This is a genomic window from Ruoffia halotolerans, assembly GCF_014049385.1.
GTDB classification, from domain to species: Bacteria; Bacillota; Bacilli; order Lactobacillales; family Aerococcaceae; genus Ruoffia; species Ruoffia halotolerans.
Window position 1 is genome coordinate 22,643 of record NZ_JACAOA010000007.1, and the last position, 21,587, is coordinate 44,229.

The 21,587-nt window shown below is 36.1% G+C and carries 21 protein-coding genes, 1 tRNA gene and 1 pseudogene; 13 read left to right on the forward strand and 10 right to left on the reverse strand.

Features of this window, described 5'->3' with window-relative positions:
* Positions 1 to 126 precede the first annotated feature (126 nt).
* Entirely contained in the window at positions 127 to 1,152 is a 1,026-nt protein-coding gene (locus tag HW423_RS03785) for an alpha/beta hydrolase (RefSeq protein WP_218930621.1), read from the reverse strand.
* Between the two features lie 117 nt (positions 1,153 to 1,269).
* Between HW423_RS03785 and HW423_RS03790 the strand changes: the two are divergent.
* The 3 genes and pseudogenes from HW423_RS03790 to HW423_RS03800 form a co-directional block, all read left to right on the forward strand.
* Positions 1,270 to 1,389 (forward strand): annotated as a pseudogene (locus HW423_RS03790) (30S ribosomal protein S14); the annotation flags it as partial.
* A gap of 18 nt (positions 1,390 to 1,407) precedes the next feature.
* On the forward strand, positions 1,408 to 1,521 hold the full coding sequence (locus tag HW423_RS03795; RefSeq protein WP_218930622.1) for a putative metal homeostasis protein: 114 nt from the start codon (positions 1,408 to 1,410) through the stop codon (positions 1,519 to 1,521).
* A gap of 197 nt (positions 1,522 to 1,718) precedes the next feature.
* The gene (locus HW423_RS03800; protein WP_218930623.1) at positions 1,719 to 3,329 is read left to right on the forward strand and encodes a peptide ABC transporter substrate-binding protein; all 1,611 of its coding nucleotides are present in this window, start codon (positions 1,719 to 1,721) and stop codon (positions 3,327 to 3,329) included.
* Positions 3,330 to 3,430: 101 nt separating this feature from the next.
* Here HW423_RS03800 and HW423_RS03805 read toward each other — a convergent pair whose 3' ends face one another.
* The gene (locus HW423_RS03805) at positions 3,431 to 4,276 is read right to left on the reverse strand and encodes a glycerophosphodiester phosphodiesterase family protein (protein ID WP_218930624.1); all 846 of its coding nucleotides are present in this window, start codon (positions 4,274 to 4,276) and stop codon (positions 3,431 to 3,433) included.
* A gap of 508 nt (positions 4,277 to 4,784) precedes the next feature.
* Here HW423_RS03805 and HW423_RS03810 point away from each other — a divergent pair.
* Positions 4,785 to 5,954 (forward strand): ABC transporter substrate-binding protein, encoded by a 1,170-nt coding sequence (locus HW423_RS03810; RefSeq protein WP_218930625.1) that lies wholly within the window; start codon positions 4,785 to 4,787, stop codon positions 5,952 to 5,954.
* A 115-nt stretch (positions 5,955 to 6,069) separates the two neighbouring features.
* Here HW423_RS03810 and HW423_RS03815 read toward each other — a convergent pair.
* A tRNA-Leu gene (locus HW423_RS03815) sits at positions 6,070 to 6,155 on the reverse strand.
* Between the two features lie 163 nt (positions 6,156 to 6,318).
* Here HW423_RS03815 and HW423_RS03820 point away from each other — a divergent pair.
* The 6 genes from HW423_RS03820 to HW423_RS03845 all read left to right on the forward strand — a co-directional run bounded on the left by HW423_RS03820 (position 6,319) and on the right by HW423_RS03845 (position 12,499).
* Positions 6,319 to 7,278 carry a Rossmann-fold NAD(P)-binding domain-containing protein gene (locus HW423_RS03820; RefSeq protein WP_218930626.1) on the forward strand — a complete coding sequence of 320 codons (960 nt, stop codon included), beginning with the start codon at positions 6,319 to 6,321 and terminating at the stop codon, positions 7,276 to 7,278.
* 275 nt (positions 7,279 to 7,553) lie between these two features.
* On the forward strand, positions 7,554 to 8,144 hold the full coding sequence (locus tag HW423_RS11525; RefSeq protein ID WP_408014882.1) for a DUF624 domain-containing protein: 591 nt from the start codon (positions 7,554 to 7,556) through the stop codon (positions 8,142 to 8,144).
* Positions 8,141 to 9,445, forward strand: coding sequence for an ABC transporter substrate-binding protein (locus HW423_RS03830; RefSeq protein ID WP_218930627.1), 1,305 nt, complete (start codon positions 8,141 to 8,143; stop codon positions 9,443 to 9,445). Before HW423_RS11525 ends, HW423_RS03830 begins: the two co-directional genes overlap by 4 nt.
* Positions 9,446 to 9,572: 127 nt before the next feature.
* Positions 9,573 to 10,514 carry a carbohydrate ABC transporter permease gene (locus HW423_RS03835; RefSeq protein WP_218930628.1) on the forward strand — a complete coding sequence of 314 codons (942 nt, stop codon included), beginning with the start codon at positions 9,573 to 9,575 and terminating at the stop codon, positions 10,512 to 10,514.
* A 1-nt stretch (position 10,515) separates the two neighbouring features.
* A complete protein-coding gene (locus HW423_RS03840; protein ID WP_218930629.1) occupies positions 10,516 to 11,424 on the forward strand; it encodes a carbohydrate ABC transporter permease in 909 nt (302 codons plus the stop codon).
* 130 nt (positions 11,425 to 11,554) lie between these two features.
* On the forward strand, positions 11,555 to 12,499 hold the full coding sequence (locus tag HW423_RS03845; protein ID WP_218930630.1) for a magnesium transporter CorA family protein: 945 nt from the start codon (positions 11,555 to 11,557) through the stop codon (positions 12,497 to 12,499).
* A gap of 90 nt (positions 12,500 to 12,589) precedes the next feature.
* Here the strand turns inward: HW423_RS03845 and HW423_RS03850 are convergent, their stop codons facing one another.
* The 4 genes from HW423_RS03850 to HW423_RS03865 form a co-directional block, all read right to left on the reverse strand.
* Positions 12,590 to 12,970, reverse strand: coding sequence for a PH domain-containing protein (locus tag HW423_RS03850; RefSeq protein ID WP_218930631.1), 381 nt, complete (start codon positions 12,968 to 12,970; stop codon positions 12,590 to 12,592).
* A gap of 64 nt (positions 12,971 to 13,034) precedes the next feature.
* Positions 13,035 to 13,682, reverse strand: a complete 648-nt coding sequence (pcp, locus tag HW423_RS03855) for a pyroglutamyl-peptidase I (protein ID WP_218930632.1) — start codon at positions 13,680 to 13,682, stop codon at positions 13,035 to 13,037.
* A gap of 16 nt (positions 13,683 to 13,698) precedes the next feature.
* Positions 13,699 to 14,625: a DUF979 domain-containing protein gene (locus HW423_RS03860; RefSeq protein ID WP_218930633.1), complete on the reverse strand. Its 927-nt coding sequence runs from the start codon at positions 14,623 to 14,625 to the stop codon at positions 13,699 to 13,701.
* A gap of 12 nt (positions 14,626 to 14,637) precedes the next feature.
* On the reverse strand, positions 14,638 to 15,318 hold the full coding sequence (locus HW423_RS03865; protein ID WP_218930634.1) for a DUF969 domain-containing protein: 681 nt from the start codon (positions 15,316 to 15,318) through the stop codon (positions 14,638 to 14,640).
* A gap of 177 nt (positions 15,319 to 15,495) precedes the next feature.
* On the opposite strand from HW423_RS03865, the gene HW423_RS03870 reads away from it, so the two are divergent.
* The gene (locus HW423_RS03870; RefSeq protein WP_218930635.1) at positions 15,496 to 16,035 is read left to right on the forward strand and encodes a GNAT family N-acetyltransferase; all 540 of its coding nucleotides are present in this window, start codon (positions 15,496 to 15,498) and stop codon (positions 16,033 to 16,035) included.
* Positions 16,036 to 16,052: 17 nt separating this feature from the next.
* The gene (locus HW423_RS03875; protein WP_218930636.1) at positions 16,053 to 16,697 is read left to right on the forward strand and encodes a phosphatase PAP2 family protein; all 645 of its coding nucleotides are present in this window, start codon (positions 16,053 to 16,055) and stop codon (positions 16,695 to 16,697) included.
* Positions 16,698 to 16,761: 64 nt separating this feature from the next.
* Here the strand turns inward: HW423_RS03875 and HW423_RS03880 are convergent, their stop codons facing one another.
* Complete coding sequence (locus tag HW423_RS03880) at positions 16,762 to 18,123, reverse strand: polysaccharide deacetylase family protein (RefSeq protein ID WP_218930637.1); 1,362 nt, start codon at positions 18,121 to 18,123, stop codon at positions 16,762 to 16,764.
* Between the two features lie 179 nt (positions 18,124 to 18,302).
* On the opposite strand from HW423_RS03880, the gene HW423_RS03885 reads away from it, so the two are divergent.
* Complete coding sequence (locus tag HW423_RS03885) at positions 18,303 to 19,205, forward strand: diacylglycerol/lipid kinase family protein (protein WP_218930638.1); 903 nt, start codon at positions 18,303 to 18,305, stop codon at positions 19,203 to 19,205.
* 77 nt (positions 19,206 to 19,282) lie between these two features.
* Here the strand turns inward: HW423_RS03885 and HW423_RS03890 are convergent, their stop codons facing one another.
* The gene (locus tag HW423_RS03890) at positions 19,283 to 20,458 is read right to left on the reverse strand and encodes a MalY/PatB family protein (RefSeq protein ID WP_218930639.1); all 1,176 of its coding nucleotides are present in this window, start codon (positions 20,456 to 20,458) and stop codon (positions 19,283 to 19,285) included.
* A 40-nt stretch (positions 20,459 to 20,498) separates the two neighbouring features.
* Positions 20,499 to 21,587, reverse strand: coding sequence for an aminotransferase class I/II-fold pyridoxal phosphate-dependent enzyme (locus HW423_RS03895; RefSeq protein ID WP_218930640.1), 1,089 nt, complete (start codon positions 21,585 to 21,587; stop codon positions 20,499 to 20,501).

The following is a 21,587-nucleotide window of genomic DNA, read 5'->3' on the forward strand; positions in this document are numbered from 1 at the left end:
TTGTTTCCAAGACCTACACAAAAGGAAAAGAGCCTACTATTTCATCGGTGATAAAATAATTGCTTTGCTTTAATTACAAGCATTGTAGCAACTTAATATTTTAAAGTCAAACCTCTCCGGAATTTCTTAATTGGGTTGTTCTGAAAAGTAATTGTCGACAGCGTATTTGAATGTCGTAAGTAAATGAGCACGCGCTTCTTTCGCAATTGGCGTATTCGGTTGAATGATATCAAAGGCATGATACGCCCCTTCAAATAATTTAAAATGTACTGGCACACCAGCCTCAAGTAAATGACTAATATAGTTGACTGTTTCATCGAAGAAAGGCTCCATTGTTCCAACATGCGTATAAGTTGGCGGTAAATTTGAATAATTTGTCGCTTGTGCTGGTGAAGCGTAGATAGGTAGGTTTTCTGCTTGATAATCAGGACCTAAATACATCTTCCAAGCAACTTCATTATATTGGCTGTTCCATACTGGGCTATTCTCTATTTGCGCTGAAGCAGTCTGTCTACTTGCATCTAACATAGGGTATAAAGGGATTTGAAAGGCAATATTCACTTCGCCGCGGTCTCTTGCTAAAAGTGATAGAGCTGCAGTGAGTCCGCCACCCGCACTATCACCACCAATAAATAGTTGATCAGGCCGGACACCGTACTCTGATACATGATCTTTTAGCCATTGTAATGCCAAGTAAGCATCTTCTAATGCCGCAGGATAAGGTGCATCGCCAGATAATGTGTAATCAGGTGCAACGACAACAGATCCGCTTACTTCAATAAAGTCATCAATAAGACTTGCATCCTGTTCAGGTGCACCTAGTGAGAAGCCACCACCATGAAGCCAGAGTAGCCCGGGTGCTTTATCAATTGAAGCATCCCATTGTTTACCTGAATGATTTAGAAAGATTTCTTTATCTGATGACATTCGTTCACGGGGTCGAAAGACGCATAATCGAAGCAGTGACCCGTCTTTACGTGGAATCCATACTTCTCTTAAGCGGTTGGGTCCCGAGTATTTACCATATAAAGCTTTTTGAGAAAAGCGCCCTAACTTTTTCATTTTTCGTTGATTCATCTTAGGTTGTAAACGACGAATCCATTTTCCTACTTGACGTAATTCTGGATGGAGCATATCTGTCGTGATTTTCATAAACTTCGCCTCCTTGTAAGTTTATTGTACTGCACTTTATCCCAAGTTGCATTTGATACGATTTATTCGTTTGAGGAAATGTTATAGTGAACGTGTTTTTCTAATGGATGTCCACTACGCGATAATATTGACGATAGGCCAAGAGGATATATGCGTAAATTTGGTATGTTCCGTGTAAACTTTAATAAATTGGCCCACCTAGGACAAATACCTGGACTAGATAAAGCGAGTTGGTAAAAAAGGAGTTAACTTTTTATGTCAAAAATAACTCTCTCGAGTGCTTATCGTGATTTAAAGTGCCTTAATGTTAAAACACGTAAACGAGCATTGAAATTAGTTAAAGAAGCTAAACGAAAAAAGAACCATTAAATATAAGTATTTTCCCTATGAAATAAAACTTTTATAGGGTATTTTATAACTAATGTACTAAGATAAGGGCTTATATTACAGATAATTTCACTTTTATTGACTTATATTCTGAATAAGGATATTATTATATCAAAATAAGTGTATTGAAATAATCCTTACATATATGGGATGACCTCGTACAAAGGAGAAAATCTAAGATGAAAATGAAAACGCTTTTAATATTTGTCGTCGCATTATTATCCATTGGTCTCATTACTCCAGTCAGTGTATCTTATGCACAGGGGGAAAAAATTCTGAATGTGGCTATCGCTTCAGAACCTCCGTCGATTGATCCGGCTTTAGGTAACGAGAATATATCTGGGGCTGTTATCCGTAATACCTTTGAACGATTGACATGGTTAGACACCGAAGGTGTTCCTCAACCTGCTGCTGCTGAATCTTGGGAGACAAGCGAAGATGGTTTGACTTACACCTTTCACTTAAGGGAGGGTTCCCAATGGACCAACGGTGAACCTGTAACGGCTCATGATTTCGAATATAGCTGGAAACGGACATTGAATCCAGAAACTCTATCTCAATCTGCAGCGTTATTCTATATTATAGAAGGCGCAGAAGAATATAATGTTGGCGATGGATCTGCTGAAGATGTAGGTGTAACAGCTTTAGATGATTACACTTTAGAAGTGTCTTTAATTAACCCTGCCCCTTATTTTTTAGATTTAATTAACGGACAAGCTTTCTCACCAGTACTTCAATCTGTGGTAGAAGCCGATCCCAGTTGGGCAACCGAGGCGGGTGATGGATATGTATCAAATGGTCCATTCACTTTAATTGAATGGGTTCATAATGGCCATATTACATTAGGTAAAAATGATACTTACTGGGATAAGGAAAACGTTCATTTGGATCAAGTTAATATGCAAATCATCGAATCACAATCTACAGCGAACAACGCTTTTCAAGCTGGTGAGATTGACTATGTTGGTAATCCATTTACCTACGTATCTTTGGATGCGTTAGAGATATACCGGGATAATGGTCAGTTAACGATTGCGGATGAAGGTTCTGTCTACTACTACACTGTCAACACTCAAGATGAGATTATGTCTAACTTAAACATGCGTAAAGCACTAGCATTGGCCATTGACCGTCAGGGTTTGATTGATAACGTCTTAAAAGGTGGCGAGAAACCTGCAATGGGACTTGTTCCTCCTTCAATTAATGGGTTTGAAAATAAAGAACCTTACTTCTCAGATAACGACCCAGAAGCCGCAAGAGAGTTTTTGAGTCAAGCTTTAGAAGAATTAGGTCTATCTGATCCGGGTGAGTTGACCATTTCACTCGATTTTAATACGAGTGAAGCGCATTCAGCTATTGCTCAATTTATTCAAAATAATTGGATCGAAAATTTAGGTATAAACGTTGAACTTTCTAATGCAGAATGGCAAGTACATCTCGACAATCTAGGTGCGCAAAATTACCAAGTAGCCCGTTTAGGTTGGTCTTCAAGATATAATGATGGAACATCACTGTTAAACATGTACTTAACCCCGGCTACTGGGAATAATTATACAGGATGGGATAGCGAGGAATATCGTAGACTACTGGAACAAGCAGATAGTGAATTAGATTCGGAAAAACGAATTGATTTGTTAAAGGAAGCAGAGGCTCTCTTTATCGAAGAAATGCCTATTATTCCAATCTACTACTACAGTAATCCATATGTTGTGCAAGACCACGTACTGAATATGGTTCCTGACTCACTTGGGCATGTTAACTTAAAACCAGTGGACATTATTCTTGAATAGCTCGTTAGAACCGGTTCTTGGTTTCATTGGATATAACCGTCTTGATTTGAAAAATTAATAGTAAAAAACCGCTAAAGTTAAAAATTACTTTAGCGGTTTTTCTAGTTTCTTTCTCTAATACGGTTACGGTAATCATTCACAAAGTTAGGCCAATCTGTCTTGATGACGTTGACTCCGTATTTTCTCATAATACTCCAGACATAAGTTTCACTACCAAGAATTGCGGCTGTATCGTCCAGCACATCGAATAGTTTATACTCTCTACCAAGGTGTTCAGAATTGGCAATAATCATCATATCTTGGTGAATCAGTTTATTTAACCAATTACTTTCTAGCAATGAATGATGATTTAAATCATCAATTCTTAAATCAACACCAATTAATCGAATATTTTCATAAGACTTTACTCGTTCAAAGTCAGCTTGTTCGTAGGCAATCGCAACGAATGGTATATTCACATTCGCTTCGTTTAACAACTCTAATGACTTTGGTTCGGCTGGTGCTTTTAGGAATAATAATTCTTTCTTACCTGATTTGATTAATATGTCAAAAAAAGCTTCGTCATCCCAGTAATCTGACGTTCGATCTATATTTACAATATAGTTCATTGGAAGCCAATCTAGAAAGTCTTCTAACTTTTCTACTCGGTAGCCAGATTTTTGTCCATTTGAATTGAGTAACATTAGAGAATCAATCTCTTCAGAGGTCATCTCTTCAAACTCTTTATCAACATCTAGTAACATTCTTACGACTAATTTATGAAATAAATAATACACGCCGTCAGCTGAGCGACATACGTCGACCTCTATAATATCTGCCCCCGCTTTTTTAGCAGTAATTGCAGCTTGACGGGTATTTTGAATTACATTCCCACCCCAGAATCCGCGGTGGGCCATAATTAAGAACTTTTTATCATCTTTGGTTTGTTTAATAATATTTCCACTCATTTTATTCTCTTTCTTTTAATTTTTCTATTAACTATTTTTTTAATTATATTTTCGATTAAGGCTAAAAATACCTGTCAGTTTGTAAAAGGTATACATTGCTACTAAAATAACATTGTAATCGATTACCTACATTTGTAATTATAACACCGACTTGAGGGTATTGATATGCCTTTTCTATGTTTTTTCCTTAATGATACTAATAATATTCATTATTTAGTATTTAATAACGCTTGCACATTTTAATTCTGTGTGTTATCTTTGTATAACATTAGAAAAATTAAAATTCAAGGAGAAAACCGAATGATTCTGTTAACAAACACAAAATTAAACAACGTCGTCGTCGACGCTGTCAGGACTTAGCTTATTCGATAAAAATTCGAATATATGCCAAGTCCTATTCGTGTTTGTTGACAGAATAGGATTTTCTTTTTAAAAGTCCTATTCTATCCGCAAGATAGAATAGGGCTTTTTATTTTTCTATTGAAACTTAAAAAAGGGGATTATTATTATGAAACTAAGAAAAATGGGACTAACATTACTATCAATGCTTACTTTAGGGGCTATCTTAACGCCTGCTATGTCCACTGCCAACGCACAAGAACAGGAACCAATTCGCATTGGTGCGAATTTAGAACTCTCTGGATACGGATCAGCTTATGGTGTACCTATCATCGATAATCTGACATTAGCTGCTGAAGAAATCAATGAAGCGGGCGGTTTATTAGATGGCCGCACGATCGAAATTATTGACTATGACAATACTTCGAACAAAACTGAAGCAACATCCATTGCGACACGCCTAGCCGGTGAAGATGTAGTAGCAGTTCTTGGCCCAGCAACATCAGATATGATTTATGCATCACGCCCTTCTGCCATTCAAAGCCAGTTACCGACAATGTATCCAGTTGGAACGTCTGATGATCTGACAATCGATGAGAATGGTGAGGTAATAAGCAATATCTTCCGTTTAGCTTTTACGTATTCTTTCCAAGGTAAAGCTGCTGCTAGATATGCTATGGACGAATTAAGTGCAACAAACGCAGCAGTTATTACTGACCAATCCAATGATTATTCGGTTGGTTTAGCCGATCCTTTTAAAGCAGAATTCGAAGCTTTAGGTGGGACAATTACTGAAGAACTCTTCTACAACGCTGGCGAGCAAGACTTTATGGGTCTATTGACTTCATTGGCTGCCCTTGATTTTGATGTTTTATATATACCTGGTTTCTTTAGTGAAGGTGGAATCATTGTTCGACAAGCGCGTGAAATGGGTCTAATGCAACCAATTCTAAGTGGACACGGCTTCGCAAGTGATACATTATTAGAAATTGCTGGCCCACAAAATGTCACAGAACTTTACATTACCTCTCACTTCCATACTGGTAGTGAAAACCCAGGCGCTCAAGAATATGTTGCGAAATTCGAAGAACGTTACGGTGAATCACCTGACACATTTGATGCTTTAAGTTATGACGCTGCCCACTTAATCTTCCAAGCTATTGAAGAAGCCGGAACAGATGACCCTGAAGCAATTCGCGAATCAATGGAAAATATTCAGTTTGAAGGAATCACTGGTGCATTCCAATATGATGAATACCATAACGCCGTAGAAACTGCCCCAATGTTACATTATATCGATGGAGAAGTAGCTGAAGTATTTGAAGTTAATGGGAACTAATAAATTGACCGATAAACGGAGCTTACTTCTAGTGAGTTCCGTTTTTTTAACGAACTAAAAAAATAACCCTCACTCTTTACTAGAGTAAGGATTATTTAAAACCGATATCTTGTTATGCCGAGGGCCGGAATCGAACCGGCACGGTAGTCACCCACCGCAGGATTTTAAGTCCTGTGCGTCTGCCAGTTCCGCCACCCCGGCAATAAAAAAGTGGTTGGTCGTGACAACGACAAACAGAAGTATACCATCTAATTATATTATATGTCAATACTATCTTCATAATTTTATTATAATAATTTATTTCACTGAAATATTTACTAGTAAAGGTTATAATAGAATGTAAAAAGGACATAGGAGGTATTATATGAAATTAGGGATATTAAAACCCAGTAATGCTGGAGAAAAGAGACTTACTCTACTTCCAGAACACATCGAAGGCTTTGAAAATGATATATTAATCGAAGCTGGCTTTGGGAAGAGTTTAGAAATTACAGATAAAGAATATGAAGATAAAGGCTGTACAATACTTTCACGTAAAGAGGTCTATGAGCAAGCAGATGCTCTTTACTCGATGAAAGGTATACCGGAAGAGGAATATGATTTATTACAAGATAACCAAATTATTATTGGCTGGATCCACCCACAAGCCAAAGGTAAAGCATTCATGGAAGGGGTCGCAACTGATAAACATTTAATCATCTTAAATATTGATAATACACAACCAACCATTGCTTTTGAAGATAAGATTGAACCTATTCCATTTATCCGAAGTAACTTCACTTACAAAAACAGCGTTACCGCAGGTTATGTAGGTACCATTCATTCAATGTTAAGTTACGGTAAACTGTTCAGTTCGACAACGAATATCGCGATTCTTGGTTCGGGAAATGTATCTCAAGGTGCGATGAATGCTGCATCTAAACTTGGTGCTATTGATAATATTCGTATGTTCTACCGTAGTAATTTAGATGAATTTTATAAAACTTATAGTGAATACGATGTGATTATTAACGGAATTGCGGTAACTGATCCAACAAATCATATGCTAACTTATGACCATGTTAAAAACATGAAAAAAGGAACGCTTGTTGTTGATTTAGCCGCTCAACCTGGTGAAGCCGTTAAATTCAGTAAAGAGACAACTTATGATGAACCATTACTTAAAGTGGACGATATCTTTGTCTACTGTATTCGTAACATCCCTTCATTAGTGTATCGTACAGCAAGTGAAGTACTTTCTGAATCATTCACAAATTGGGTATTTAAACGCGACTTACAAGAATACATTGATTTAGCAAAAGAACATGGTTATAACATTAAATAAAGTATAGATACCTTAAACTGAGTAACGATAAGTTATTCAGTTTTTTTGTGGTCAATTAATAATCGGTCATTTTATTATATTGCTATAATTAATAGAGTATAATTTGACTAATTATCATAAAGGTGATTTAATAAAATTAAAGTATTTGTTTGAGTGATTCTTATTTTAATTGTATTCGCTTTACGCTATGTTCCAATAGTGATGCTTATCTTTTAATAGGTATTTTTTTGGAAATCTAATCTTCGAAAGGGGTAGGTCTAATTAAAAATAAACTTATTAGTTTTTTACATTTTTTACCTTTTCTAGTTTCCGTTAATTTACTATTTATTTTATTCAGTATACCTTTAATAACTCTTTTCCCTAGTCTTTTCGCATTAGTTCATGTGATCGATGGCTATTTTTCCAATGATGAAATACAGAATTCATCATTATTTTTTCGCTTTAAAAGCGCTTTTAAACAACTGTGGAGAAAAAGCCTTAAATTTGGTTTGATATATCTCTCTTTTGCTTTAATCATTGGATTAGATTTACTCATTCTTAATTCAATTACAACTCAGAGTCCGCTCGTTATCACATTTAAATATGCTTTAATTTTTCTTAGTCTCATAATTTACTGTATTTTTCATTTTTCACTTTATATTTTTGCAAATCATTCAGTTACATTGAAGAAATCTATAATAATTGGATTTTTACTAACGATTAAAAATCCTGTTATGTCATTACTGATAATACTAGCGCATTTGATTATAATAGTGACCGCATTTTTCCAGCCTGGTCTAGGTTTGTTATTAATGTTCAGCGCACCGATTTATATCGTAAATTATGTCTGTCACCGTTTCATAAACTTTAAGGAGGATTTACAATGAAAAAAATTATTAATTTATTAATCACCTTTGTAATGGCTTTTTCATTTATTAGTATAAATATAAGCTCCCCCGTTTCAGCACAAGAAAATGGGGAAGTGGTTGAATTAGATTTCTGGACATTTTGGGGTTCAGAACCACGTCGGAATTTTGTTGATCATCTGGTAGAAGAATTCAATAATTCACAAGAAAACATTCATGTTACCCACACTTACTTACCTTGGGGTGATATCTTTACAAAGAACTTAGCATCAATTGCAGCTGGAAATCCAGCTGACGTGATTGTTAATGATATTAATACTGTCGCTCAACGTGCTGAAAAGAACCAAAATACTAACCTTTCAGAGTTTATTGCTCAGGAGGACGATGACTTTGCTGATAAATATTATGAAAATCTTTGGGAAGTAACAACTTTTGAGGGTGAGAATTATGCTTTACCCTTCACCACAGACACACGACTTCTATACTACAATAAAGATATCATGGAAGAAGTTGGCTTAGATCCTGAACAACCTCCTACAACATGGGCTGAATTACAAGAAATGGCTATAAAAATGGATGTAAAAAACGGAGATACTTATGATCGAATTGGATATGTACCAAGATATGGTGTACAGGGCGACTTTTATTATATGAATGCGACTGGTCATGGGTTCTGGGACTTTGAGAATAATGTTCCTACGATTAATGCACCCGATGGTATTGCTGCTTTAGATTGGGTAGTTGATTATGAGAACCTCTACGGAAGTGATGTATTAAATGCTTTTACAGCTGAGTTTGGAAATCAACAAGCTGATCCGTTTATGAATGGGAAGATAGGAATGATGATTAAAGAAGGAACTCATTATTCACAAATTGCTGCTTATGCTCCGGACTTAAATTTCGGTGTCACAGCCGTTCCTGAATTTGAGAATAGTTCAGGCGGGAAAACTTCTTGGGGTGGCGGTTTCGTTGTTGAAATTCCATATGGGGCAGAGCATCCTGCTGAATCTTGGGAATTTATTAAGTATTTAACTGATCGTACATCACAAGAGTATTGGGCTGTAAATAATTTTGATAATGTTGCTCATATCGAAGCAGCAGAAAGTGCTATATCGAATGATTCTTTATCTGAAAAAGGACAAGAAGTATATCAAATTGCTGTTGAAAATATGGAACACACAATCTTAACACCTCAACCTTTAGAATTACCTGATTTAATGACTTATGTAAACACGGAATTAGACAACATCTACCTTGGTTACAAAACACCTCAACAAGCGTTGGAAGATGCTCAAACTATGGTAGAGCAGATGTTACCTTAATACATAGATAGATTTATGATTGTTAACTAATCTTCCCTTAAAGTTCTATATATTAGAATTTTAAGGGTTGGTTATATTTAACAGTCATTCATATTTATTATGTGGTTACATGAAAGGAGTTATCAGCATGTCAAATACAAATCCAACCACCAAGCGAAAGTGGACAAAAAAACATACTTCAATTAAACGCAAAGAAGCGATTCAAGGTTATATCTTTATTCTACCTTGGTTAATTGGACTTATTGTTTTTACTCTTGGGCCACTTCTTTTTTCATTTATTGGTTCCTTTACAAATTATGATATTACTTCACAAATGGATTTTGTTGGGTTAGAAAACTATAAACGATTGTTTAGTCGCGACCCTCTCTTTTGGAAGGCGTTAGGGAATACGATTTATTATGTTGCAATTTCAGTTCCAGCTACTTTAGTAGCAGCAGTCATCATCGCTTTATTAATGAACCAGAAAATACCTGGGATTCGTTTCTTTAGAACGATTTATTACTTACCTTCCGTTTTATCTGGTGTCGGCGTTTATTTCTTATGGATGCAATTATTAAGTCCCCAATCAGGACTCATAAATGTTGTTCTCTCATGGTTTGGTATTGAAGGTCCCGTATGGTTATTCGATCCAAATTGGACAAAACCAGCATTAATTTTTATGAATCTTTGGAAAGTCGGCGGATCAATGTTACTATATCTAGCTAGCTTACAAGGAATCCCCACTCAACTTTATGAAGCAGCTGAAATTGATGGAGCTGGTCACATTCGTAAGTTCTTAAATATCACATTGCCTATGATAACTCCGATTATTTTCTTTGATTTAGTCACAAGTATCATTGGCTCTTTTCAAGTATTTCAAGAAGCATATGTTATGTCTCAAAATGGATCAGGCGGTCCCGCAAACTCAATGTTATTCTTTAACTTACATATGTGGAATAAAGCTTTCGTTAACTTTGAGATGGGATATGCAATGGCGATGTCTTGGATACTATTCTTAATTGTCTTCGTTATTACACTGATTAATCTAAAACTCGCGCCTCGTTGGGTTTACCGCGAAGGAGGCAATTAAGATGCAACAAACAACTCAATCTAAACAAACAGAGTTAACTGCAAAGATACCTTTGAAGAAACATCCTAAAAGTAAACAGCGACGCAGTGAGGTGATTACTAAACTCATTATTTTCATCATTTTAATTGCTGGAGCAATTTTATTAATATCTCCAATTTGGTGGATGGTTATTACTTCCTTCAAATCAATGCCAGAAATAATGAGGTACCCACCTACTTTTTGGCCGGAGGAATGGCATTTTGAAAACTATGCAGTTACTTGGGAAAACGGAAATTTTACTCGATACACACTTAATACACTATTTATTGCTACAGTTTCTGTTATTGCAAATGTTTTATCGAATTCTTTCATTGCTTATGGCTTTGCTAAAATAGAATTTCCTGGTAAGAATATCTTATTTTCGATTTTACTTGCCACAATGATGTTACCTGGGTTTGTGACTTTAATTCCAACTTATGTATTCTATGCTAAATTAGGTTGGTTAAATACTTACTTACCTTTAACCATTCCAGCCTTTTTCGGAAGTGCCTTCAATATCTTTTTAATCCGGCAATTTTACTCGACTATTTCTGATGAGTTAATTGAGGCAGCAAAGATTGATGGAGCTAGTCACTTTAAGATATGGTGGCAAATTATGATTCCTTTATCTAAGCCAGCCCTTGCAACGATTGCTATATTCAGTTTCAATGGCGCTTGGAATGATTTCTTGGGTCCGTTATTATATATTAATGATCAAGAATTATACACTTTACAATTAGGGCTTCAAGTATTTCAAGGGCAAATAGCGACTCAGTGGAATTATTTAATGGCTGGTTCACTCCTTGTCTTATTACCTGTAATCATTTTATTCTTTGCTTTTCAACGTTACTTTATAGAAGGAATGGATATTACTGCAGGTACAAAAGGCTAAATGAATGTTTTAGAGATGAGAAATTTTCTCATCTCTATTTTTGTTTAATATAATAAAGTCCTTCCAATCGTATTTAATATCAAGACGTGCTAAAGTAAAGTTAAATAATTCAACTTAAGGGGGAAGCGACATGCTAGAACATTACACAATGACTTATGAGAAGAATCAAGAAGATAAATCGTATGATTTCTATCATTTATGGCAAGCGAATGAACAGGAAATTCAACAGATGCTTGATCAATTTGATATTCCTGAGGATTTTATAACGAGTGGTCTAGATTCTTACGAAGTTGCCCGGTGGGAGTCGTATAAAGGCGATGATGGAGATTTATACACCTTGGTACTCTTTAACTACCCCTTTAAAGAGCGAACACAAGACTTCCGTGACGTGTATCGTACTGCCCCTATCGCCATTGTATTTAAACCTGGTTTAGTCATTGTCACTAGTATCGATTCCTTAAAAACTCTCAATCACATTACAGAAATGAGATTGAATTCTTTTAACGGCTTAGATGAGTTGGGCCTAGTATTGAATATACTATGGTTTATCGCCCGATTATTCATTATTCTTTTAGAGGAAATCGACCGAGAAATTTGGGATTTAGAATCATATGTCACAGAGTCTACTAAAAATGAAATATTTTACAAGCAAATGAAATTAAATAAAGCGCTCGTCTTCTTTAATTCAGCCATTAATAATGATCGGGATGTACTAGAACATCTAAAAGAACAGTTTAACCAGTTAGATATTGAGGATAATGACTTGCACCATCTGCGTGATGTTAATGTTGAATTGCATCAAGCGAGTGGCATGGTGCATGAATTGAAGCAACTCAATGAAAAAGTGAGCGATATCTTATCGAATGTGGTCAATAATAATATGAACCAAGTTATGCGCGTATTAACTGTATGGTCCATTATTTTAACAATTCCAACCATTATAACTAGCGCTTGGGGAATGAACGTTCCTGTGCCAGGTGAAGAGGCTACGTCTTCGATGTTTATCATTGGTATTATTACTCTTATTTTAGTGTTAATTGGTTACTGGCTGTTTAAACGGAATAAATGGCTGTAGAAGTAAAGTAGTCACGGTGATTAAAGTGATTAAATTTTAAAAAAAGGACTCATTACCCGTTTAACCAGGTAAATGAGTCCTTTTGTTTGCCTAACCTAATATTTCTTCAGCTAAGGTACGAGCTATTTCATTTAAGTTGTCACGATTACGACCTAATTCTAAGCGAATAATCGGTTCTGTAGCGCTCGAGATGAAGATATCAATTTCAGCATCTAAATCAGTTGTCCCTGCCGTTTCGATTGAGAAACGACTAATTGATTTATACGGAACACTTTGGATGTCTCGCTTGCTTCCGACTCCTTGGATGTCAATTAAGATAAGACGTTTGTTAGTGAACACAATAAAGTCACGAATCAATTTGTATGTTGAAACAACTTCTTCTGCTGACGTTAAAATATCTTGAATCACATTCATAGCACTCGTGTTATTGACTTTACCTGCTTTTCCTGTTAATCGATCAAATATTGACATGCCCATTCCTCTTTTCGTAAGTTTGTTAATCTAAGTATATCAGATTGCCTTACCGAGTTAAAAATTAATGCGTCGCTCCACCGATCACTTGAATATCGTCTTTATCATTGTATTCAACAATTGCTTCGATCGCTGCTTCAATTCCGCGAGCCATATCAGTTAATGACATTGCGGGTTGATTTGGTTTATCTAATACTTGTTCAGTCATGAATGGAATATGCATAAATCCTGCTTTTACTTCTTGGAACTCTTTATCAACTAAGTAAAGTGTTTGGTACATTATGTGATTACATACAAAAGTTCCTGCTGTGTTTGATACTGAGGCAGGAATGCCTGCATTTTTCATCGCTTCTACCATTGCTTTGATTGGTAATTTTGAGAAGTAAGCTGGTTGGCCGTCTTCTTGAATAGCTAAATCTATCGGTTGGTTTCCTTCATTATCAGGAATACGGGCATCATCTTGATTGATTGCGACACGTTCAGGTGTTAAGCCCATACGTCCGCCCGCTTGACCGATATTTAAAACAACATCAGGTTTGAATTCGTTCATTTTCTCACGGACAACCTCTGCAGATTTGTGGAAAACTGTTGGGATTTCTAATTTTTCAATCTCTGCACCTTTAATTGTATCTGGTAATAATTTTACTGCTTCAATGGCAGGGTTAATTGCTTCGCCACCAAATGGATCGAATCCTGTTACTAAAATTTTCATATATAAACTCCTCCTGTTAGATAAATGGTAAGTAGTACATTAAGACAACATGCACTACAATCATAATAAGCGCGAATGGAACTTGGTCTTTAATGACTCCGAATTCACTCTTCATCTCTAATAATGCTACAGGTAATGCGTTAAAATTACCAGCCATAGGGGTCATTAAAGTTCCACAAAAACCAGCAGTCATTGCTAAAGCTCCTGCAATAATTGGATCCGCACCGAGTGAGAATACGAATGGCACACCAATTCCTAACGTAATAACGGTAAAGGCCGCAAAGGCATTCCCCATAACCATTGTGAATAACACCATACCTAAGACATATACTAAAACTCCCCAGAATCGACTTTCAGCTGGGATGACTCCTTGAACAAGTCCAGACACAACATCTCCAACACCTGCTGCAGTAAATACTGTACCTAAAGCACCAAGCAATTGAGGTAAAATACCTGTTGTTGATACCTGTTGAATCATGCGATCGCTTTCTGGAAGCAATGTTTTTGGTCCACGACGAATAGTGAATAATAGTGTTATCGTCCCAATTAAAGCTCCAATACCTAAGACCGATTGACTTAATGCTGGGAAAATTTGGGCAATCAATAATGAAGATATCGCTAAAGTCATGACGGGTAAGAAGATACCATTACCTGTATTATCAGCATTCTCTTTAACTTCTTTTTCCGGTGTGGCTTTGATTTCTCCGATCGATACTTGTTTGAATAAAGTAATTACCCCAATGATCAACACTAATACTCCATTAATGATATTGGGAATATAACTACCACCAACGAATAGGACTCCTAGAATCGCCCAAAATAATGTCGTTCCGATACGTGTAGGATTCGTCTCATCGTTGAATACACGGTAAGCTGTATAAAGTAATTGTAAACCAATGACGATATACATAATTTCTAAAACTGTACTTGCAAATTGTTCCATTGATTTCTCCTCCTACTTTTTAGCCTTCGCTTTTTTACGTAATTGACGGTCAAAACGCCAGTTGAATATGGCACCTAATACTAATGCAATCACTGCAATTGGGATTGACGCAATGGCTAATGAGCTTTGGTTACCGTTTAAACCTAAGTCAATCAATGTTGCACTGATTAATTGAATTCCGGCAGATCCTGCGAATGTATTTTGCGCAAAGAAATTACCATAGTTATCCGCTGCAGATGCGCGTGCTTTAATTTTCTCAACATCGTCTTCATCTAATTTACCATCCGTATCTGACTCCGCTGCTGCTTCTGCCATTGGATAGATCAATGGACGCACAAACTGTGGATGCCCACCAAGTCGAATTGAGAAAAATCCCGATAATTCACGAATCGCTTGATACACTGTAAACAAGCCACCTGTTGAGAGTCCTTTAATCTTTTCAATAAATCGAATCGCTTGTTCTTTTAGACCAAACGTCTCTGACAAGCCGATCATCGGTAAAGTTAAGAAGAACAAGGTTACAAAACGCTGGTTCGTAAATGCCTCTCCGAGTATCGTTAAAAATTCTATGAATGAAATGCCTGATACTAATGCAGTAACAAGCCCTGCGACAACAACAGTTGCGATTGTATCAAATTTTAGAATAAAACCTAATATGATAATGACAATACCTATTAATTTAATCCATTCCATATCTATACCTCCTTAAACAATTTAAATTTATTAAAATGTTCACCTATTTTACCATACATGAAACAAATTTGATCCCCTTGCTGATTATCTTCATGAAAATATAATAAAAGTAGACTCTTTAAATCCTTTTCAATTAAAGATACAATAGAATAAGTATATTAGAAAAGAGTTTATAACATGAAAATCCAACGTATCAATTCCATTCACTCACCTTTGGCAGATGATTTGGAAACTTTATATATTAATGCCTTTCCTTCGTATGAACGCAAACCTTTTGAAACTTTATTCTCACATCAAGAAACTGGTTTTGCTGAAGTCTTCGCAATTACTGAAGACGAACGCTTTATTGGTATGATTTCAACTTTAAAAAGTTCTCAATTAATTTTTGTTGAATACTTTGCAATTTCTCCTGAATATCGCAACCTAGGTTACGGTTCAAAAGTTTTATCACTTCTTAAAGAAAAATATCCTGACGTGAATATTTGCTTAGAAATTGAAGTTGTTCAAACGGATGAAGGTATCATAGAGGAACGTTTACGACGCCTGAAATTTTACGAGAAGAATGGCTTCCAACAATTAAATATGATTGTGAATTTATTTGATGTTGAATTTGAATTGCTAGGTACGAGTTCGGAGATAACTTTTGAAGAATATTTTATTTTATATGAACAAATTCATGGAGATTCATTTAAAGACAAGCTTTATTTAATTAAATAAAATACCGAGGTGCTTTTATGAATAAAAAATATTTAAATTACTCATTACTTGCTCTGATACCCTTTTTGATTATTATTGCAATTGTTATTTTCAATATGAATGCAATTCAACATTTGGATAATCTTATTACGCTTGAAATTGTTTCTTGGCGGACACCCCTATTAAGTTCATTTTTTAATGCCGTGACAATTCTTGCGAATCCAATGAGTGTCGTTTCGACGGTCGTCATTTTGGCGGTGATTGCTTACCTTTTAACTAAGAGAATTGATTTACCACTATGGATCTTAATTACAAATGTGATTGGGAGTTTGACATTGAATCCACTGGTTAAAAATATTGTTCAACGAAGTCGTCCAAATGAAGCGATTCGAATGGTGCAAGAAAGTAGTTATTCTTTCCCGAGTGGTCATGCGTTTTCTTCGATGGTTGCTTTTGGTTGCGTCATTGTGTTACTCATTCTGTTTCTCAAACCAAGCGTGTTTCGTCATATTCTGATTGTATTCGCCTTTTTAATTATTTTATTCATCGGTTTTAGCCGAATTTTCCTTGGAGTGCATTATTTTAGTGATGTATTGGCTGGTTTTTCTTTTGGCTTATTCTGGTTGTTGCTGTCACTTAGCTTCTTTCTGGCAAGAAGACCAGAAATTAAAGCTAAAAAGTAAATGCGACAAGGTTGTCTAGTATAAATATGCACAAAAAATCCTCGGATATTCTCCGAGGATTTTTTTATAGCCGATATGAATCTGCTTCTGGAATTTGAGTAGGTGAGACAAAAACGTAACCTTGCTCTTTTAAGTGAGGTATGAGTGTTTTAATTGCCTCGGTGGTTGATAATTGAGTGTCATGCATTAAGATAATTGATCGATGTTGTAAGTGATTAGCAATATGCTCATTAGTTATTTGTTCATCTTTACTTAACCAGTCTTCTGAATCAACATTCCAATATATAGGTTCCATATCGGGATAAAGTTTCAACATTTTCTGACGACCATTACCATAAGGCGAGCGGTAGATATTTGGCGTTACACCTGTAGCATCCGCAATGATTTCTTGTGTGATTTCAGTCTCGTGTTCAACGTCTCCCAAATTTAATAAATCAAAATTTGCGTGGGAATAGGAATGGTTTCCAATTTGATGCCCTGCTTCAACCACTGCTCTGGCAATATCTGGATTGGCCTCGACTGAGCGCCCTAAAAAGAAAAAGGTGGCTGTAACATCATGTTCATCCAATACTTCTAGGATCTCTAAGGTATTCTCAGTGGGGCCATCATCAAACGTAAGAGCAACCAACGGCCGCTCGTCAATGGGAGAGCCCGTTAAAGGAGCAGATAAACCACGTGAATTAAAAATCGCGTCTGATATTGTCTGATTGGATTCAAGTAATTCAGAATGTTCAATTAAATCTTCGGCGTAAATACGACATTTTTCCATATATTTATCAATCACTGCTTTAGTTTGTGGATGTTTTTGGTTTTTTAAAAGCACTTCTTCCACTTTAGAATAAGTTTGGATTTCTTGATCTAAAGAATCTAAATGAACTTCTTCAGATAAGTGTTGAATCTGGTCACTTGCTTTTTCGATTTCATTAAAGGTTGTTAGAATCTGATCATAAAGAGAATAGATTATTTCTGTGAGAGCATCTTCATCGGAAAAAGGTAATTGCTCTTTTTGTTCGGCTACTAATTGGGGCGTCACTGCTTCATTTAAAGGAAGCCCTTCTTTAATTTGTTCACCGACAATGATTGGTTCATCACCTTGGTAAAGCTCAGATAAGTTGGCGATTGCCACTTGCTTATCCTCTGCTAATTTTACTAAATGTTGAAGCCTGTTTCCTTGAACGCCTCCAACTTCTTTAGCGGTCACTTCAGCATTTTTTATTAGTTCTGGAGATATTTTTGGGTTCAAATACGTATTTCCCTCATCTAAATACAAGTCTTGTATGGCACTTGTCGCCAAATCAATACTTTGCACTTGTTGCTGATGATGTCTGGCAAATAATGCCGTAATTAAAACCGCAAAAATAACCGTCCCGATACTAATTAGCGTTGTTTGTGATTTTGTATCCATGTCTTTCAAATTCAGTCTCATTCAACTACAACTCCTTTAATGCGATAATTCAATTGTAACAGATATAGTCTTTTTTTCAGGTATTATTTAAAATTTTAACAATTAATTCACATTTGAAGTAGAGTCCTTTCCAAATAGTTGTTATTCATAAAAACGAGCGGTATAGTATAAACATAAATTTTCTAAAAGGAAGAGATAAAATGAAAGATGTCATGATTATTGCAAATCCATCTTCTGGCCAAAAACAAGCAGAAGACTATGCTCAACAAGCGAAAGAAATCCTTGAAGCAAATGGACGTTTTGCAACAATAAATATAACGGAATCCGGCGATGATGTTGTCAAGTTCGCTCAAGAAGCTGCGCGCGAAACATATAATACTATCGTTATTTTAGGTGGTGACGGAACGGTTTCACTTCTTGCCTCGGGTCTTAAAGATGAAGATTATCGGCCAGAGATTGCCATTTTGCCGACTGGAACGGTAAATAATGTTGCGCGTGCGTTAAATATCGAAATAAACTTGGATAAAGCTGTTAAGGATTTACCAAACCTTACTCCACAATCCATTGATGCAGGGCTTGTGAATGATCAAGTTTTCTTAAGTTTAGTTTCTACGGGAACAATTCCTGAAAGTGTCTTTGAAGTAAATGAAGAAGAGAAGGAACGCTTAGGTCCTGTCGCTTACTTAGTTGAAGGAATTCAAGCGTTAAACGAGCAAAAGAGTTACCGTTTCAGCTTAAATATTGATAATAAAGTCGATGAATTTGAATTAGATTTATTATTAATTGGGGTATCAAGTAGTGTGGTTGGTTTAACTAACTTCTTCAAAGATGCCAGCTATAATGATGGTAAATTACACATCTTTGGTTTAAAGAAAACGACTTTAGGAGATAGAGTTGGAAGTATTGCTAACTGGATCTTCGATACTGAGAAAGTTCAAAACAACGGTGTGTTAACGGTAGATGCCAAAAATATCAAGATCGAATTACTTAATCAAGATGGTAGTACACATGTGGCCGTTGATGGAGATAAAGGTCCTTCTTTCCCGGTGGAAATTAGCGTCTTACCTAACTATATCAATGTGCTAACTCCTGAACAAAAATAATTCGGATTCATTATTTAAATCAGATCTATAATAGGCAATAATAAAAGACCTTCACTGACGGAAGGTCTTATTTTGCATTATCCTAGCTGTTCAACAATTGTTTGGACAGCTTTTTCGATATTTTCTGGTTTTGTCGCAAGATTTAAACGAATAAAACCTTCGTAACCTTCACCAAACCATTCTCCGTAATCCACTGCGAGCCCGCATTTTTCCTGAATGAATTCGACCATCTCATCACTTTTTACTACTTTGCGTAAATCTACAAAGACTAAATATGTCCCTTCGAGTGGTGATACTGTAATTTCTGGTGCAAATTTTGTGAAGTAATCGCGGACGATTTCATAATTATTGAAAATGACATTCTTCAATGAGTCTATCCAATCCATACCATCCACATAAGCAGCCTCAGTAGCAAATAGCCCCATAATATTTGCTTCTGTTTTAATCATGGAATTTGCGAAATCATCATATTTTTGACGCAACTCATCGTCTGTGATTACGATATTACAATGAGTTAAACCAGCGATGTTAAAGGATTTAGACGCTGAGTTCACAGTAATGACTCGTGGGCGGTGAACTCCTTCAGAAACATTTGCTGCTGGGATATGTTCACGTTCAAAAGTAAAATCTTGATGAATTTCATCAGAGATAATTAACACATTGTGCTTTTGGCAAATGGCGAATAAATTCGCTTGCTCTTCTTCTGTCCACACTCGTCCAACTGGATTATGCGGTGAACAATGGATGTACAATTTCACCGATTGATCGATAATTGCCTGTTCAAACCGTTCAAAATCAATGGTGAAATATCCATCGTTATTCACTAGGTCGACATTGACTAATCGACGATTTGTGTCTTTAACCGCGTCACTAAAAGGATAATAAACAGGTGTTTGAATAATCACTGAATCATTTTCGTCGGTGAAAGTGTATAATAGGTGGTAAATCGCTTGAACGACACCTGTTGAAAAGCGAACCCATTCTTCTTTTATCGGGAAAGAGAAATATGTTTCCATCCAGTTATTATATGCTTGATAATATGATTTACCTGCAAATGTATAACCATAAACACCATGTAATATTCGATCTTTTAATATTTTTGTAATAGCTTGACTCACCTTAAAGTCCATATCAGCAACCCATAAAGGGAGTAAATCTGCTTGACCAAAGCGTTCTTCTAATAGGTCCCATTTTAATGAATTTGTATGTTGACGCTCAACATAATACTTTTCTACAAACTCTTCTATTTCCACTCACATCTACCTTCTTTCTTCTAAAATCATCTAATCATTTTTACTCCTTCAAAGCAACTTCTAAGTCTTGAATTAAATCGGAAGAATTTTCTAAGCCGATAGACAACCTTAATAAATCAGGCGTTAAGCCATAGGATTCACGCAATTCTTTTGGTATGTCTGCATGTGTTTGTGTTGTTGGGTATGTAATTAAACTTTCAACCCCACCTAAACTTTCGGCATATGTAAATACTTGTAACTTCTCTAAGAATGGTCCCACTTTCGCTTCACCTTTTAAGCGGATGCTTATCATGGCACCTTTTCCAGCATATAACACATCTTTAACTTGTTCCTGCTGCTTTAACCAGGTCACAATTTCTTGCGCAGTTGCTTCTTGTCGATCTAAACGAATCGGTAAAGTTTTCAAACTACGAATAAACAACCAACAGTCAAAGGCTGATAAAGTAGGACCGGTTGTATTCGATAACCAGCCTAACTTTTCACCCATACCTTTATCATTTGTCACGACCACTCCAGCTAAGATATCATTATGTCCCGTTAAATATTTTGTTCCTGAATAAAGTACAATGTCTGCACCTAATTCTAAGGGTCTTTGGCGAAGTGGCGTTAATAAAGTATTATCCACGAGTAATAGTGCTTTATGTTGATGCGTTAAATCTGCGATACGTTGAATATCAACCTCTTGCATTAATGGATTTGTCGGTGTTTCAATGAATACCCCTGATATGTCATCGCTGATTAGTTTTTCAAAGTCTGCTTCTGTTTCAAAGTAAGTAAATTGTGCTAAATTCTCTGCTTCAAGGTGATTAAAGTATCGGAAACTTCCACCGTATAAATCGCGTAAAACTAAAATATGACTACCTTGTTTAAAAAGTTGAAATGCTAATTGTATAGCACTCATGCCTGAACTTGTAACAACCGCTCTCTCGCCACCTTCTAAGGCCGCTAAGCCTTCTTCTAAGATATCTCGGGTTGGGTTATTCGTTCGTGTGTAATCATATCCGGTACTTTGCCCTAAACCTGGATGAGCGTATGTTGTCGCTAAGTGGATAGGGGCAACGACGGCACCTGTTGATGGATCTTTGCGATTTCCTAATTGGACAAGTTTAGTATTGATGTGTGTTGTCAT

What these genes read in the sequence shown, in the direction of transcription:
- HW423_RS03885 (WP_218930638.1), top strand. Translation starts at nt 18,303, where the DNA reads ATGAAAGATGTCATGATTATTGCAAATCCATCTTCTGGCCAAAAACAA.
- HW423_RS03870 (WP_218930635.1), top strand. Translation starts at nt 15,496, where the DNA reads ATGAAAATCCAACGTATCAATTCCATTCACTCACCTTTGGCAGATGAT.
- HW423_RS03850 (WP_218930631.1), bottom strand. Translation starts at nt 12,970, where the DNA reads ATGTCAATATTTGATCGATTAACAGGAAAAGCAGGTAAAGTCAATAAC.
- HW423_RS03800 (WP_218930623.1), top strand. Translation starts at nt 1,719, where the DNA reads ATGAAAATGAAAACGCTTTTAATATTTGTCGTCGCATTATTATCCATT.
- HW423_RS03795 (WP_218930622.1), top strand. Translation starts at nt 1,408, where the DNA reads ATGTCAAAAATAACTCTCTCGAGTGCTTATCGTGATTTAAAGTGCCTT.
- HW423_RS03860 (WP_218930633.1), bottom strand. Translation starts at nt 14,625, where the DNA reads ATGGAACAATTTGCAAGTACAGTTTTAGAAATTATGTATATCGTCATT.
- HW423_RS03880 (WP_218930637.1), bottom strand. Translation starts at nt 18,123, where the DNA reads ATGAGACTGAATTTGAAAGACATGGATACAAAATCACAAACAACGCTA.
- HW423_RS03875 (WP_218930636.1), top strand. Translation starts at nt 16,053, where the DNA reads ATGAATAAAAAATATTTAAATTACTCATTACTTGCTCTGATACCCTTT.
- HW423_RS03805 (WP_218930624.1), bottom strand. Translation starts at nt 4,276, where the DNA reads ATGAGTGGAAATATTATTAAACAAACCAAAGATGATAAAAAGTTCTTA.
- HW423_RS03830 (WP_218930627.1), top strand. Translation starts at nt 8,141, where the DNA reads ATGAAAAAAATTATTAATTTATTAATCACCTTTGTAATGGCTTTTTCA.
- HW423_RS03820 (WP_218930626.1), top strand. Translation starts at nt 6,319, where the DNA reads ATGAAATTAGGGATATTAAAACCCAGTAATGCTGGAGAAAAGAGACTT.
- HW423_RS03895 (WP_218930640.1), bottom strand. Translation starts at nt 21,587, where the DNA reads ATGACAACACACATCAATACTAAACTTGTCCAATTAGGAAATCGCAAA.
- HW423_RS03865 (WP_218930634.1), bottom strand. Translation starts at nt 15,318, where the DNA reads ATGGAATGGATTAAATTAATAGGTATTGTCATTATCATATTAGGTTTT.
- HW423_RS03835 (WP_218930628.1), top strand. Translation starts at nt 9,573, where the DNA reads ATGTCAAATACAAATCCAACCACCAAGCGAAAGTGGACAAAAAAACAT.
- HW423_RS03840 (WP_218930629.1), top strand. Translation starts at nt 10,516, where the DNA reads ATGCAACAAACAACTCAATCTAAACAAACAGAGTTAACTGCAAAGATA.
- HW423_RS03810 (WP_218930625.1), top strand. Translation starts at nt 4,785, where the DNA reads ATGAAACTAAGAAAAATGGGACTAACATTACTATCAATGCTTACTTTA.
- HW423_RS03785 (WP_218930621.1), bottom strand. Translation starts at nt 1,152, where the DNA reads ATGAAAATCACGACAGATATGCTCCATCCAGAATTACGTCAAGTAGGA.
- pcp (WP_218930632.1), bottom strand. Translation starts at nt 13,682, where the DNA reads ATGAAAATTTTAGTAACAGGATTCGATCCATTTGGTGGCGAAGCAATT.
- HW423_RS03845 (WP_218930630.1), top strand. Translation starts at nt 11,555, where the DNA reads ATGCTAGAACATTACACAATGACTTATGAGAAGAATCAAGAAGATAAA.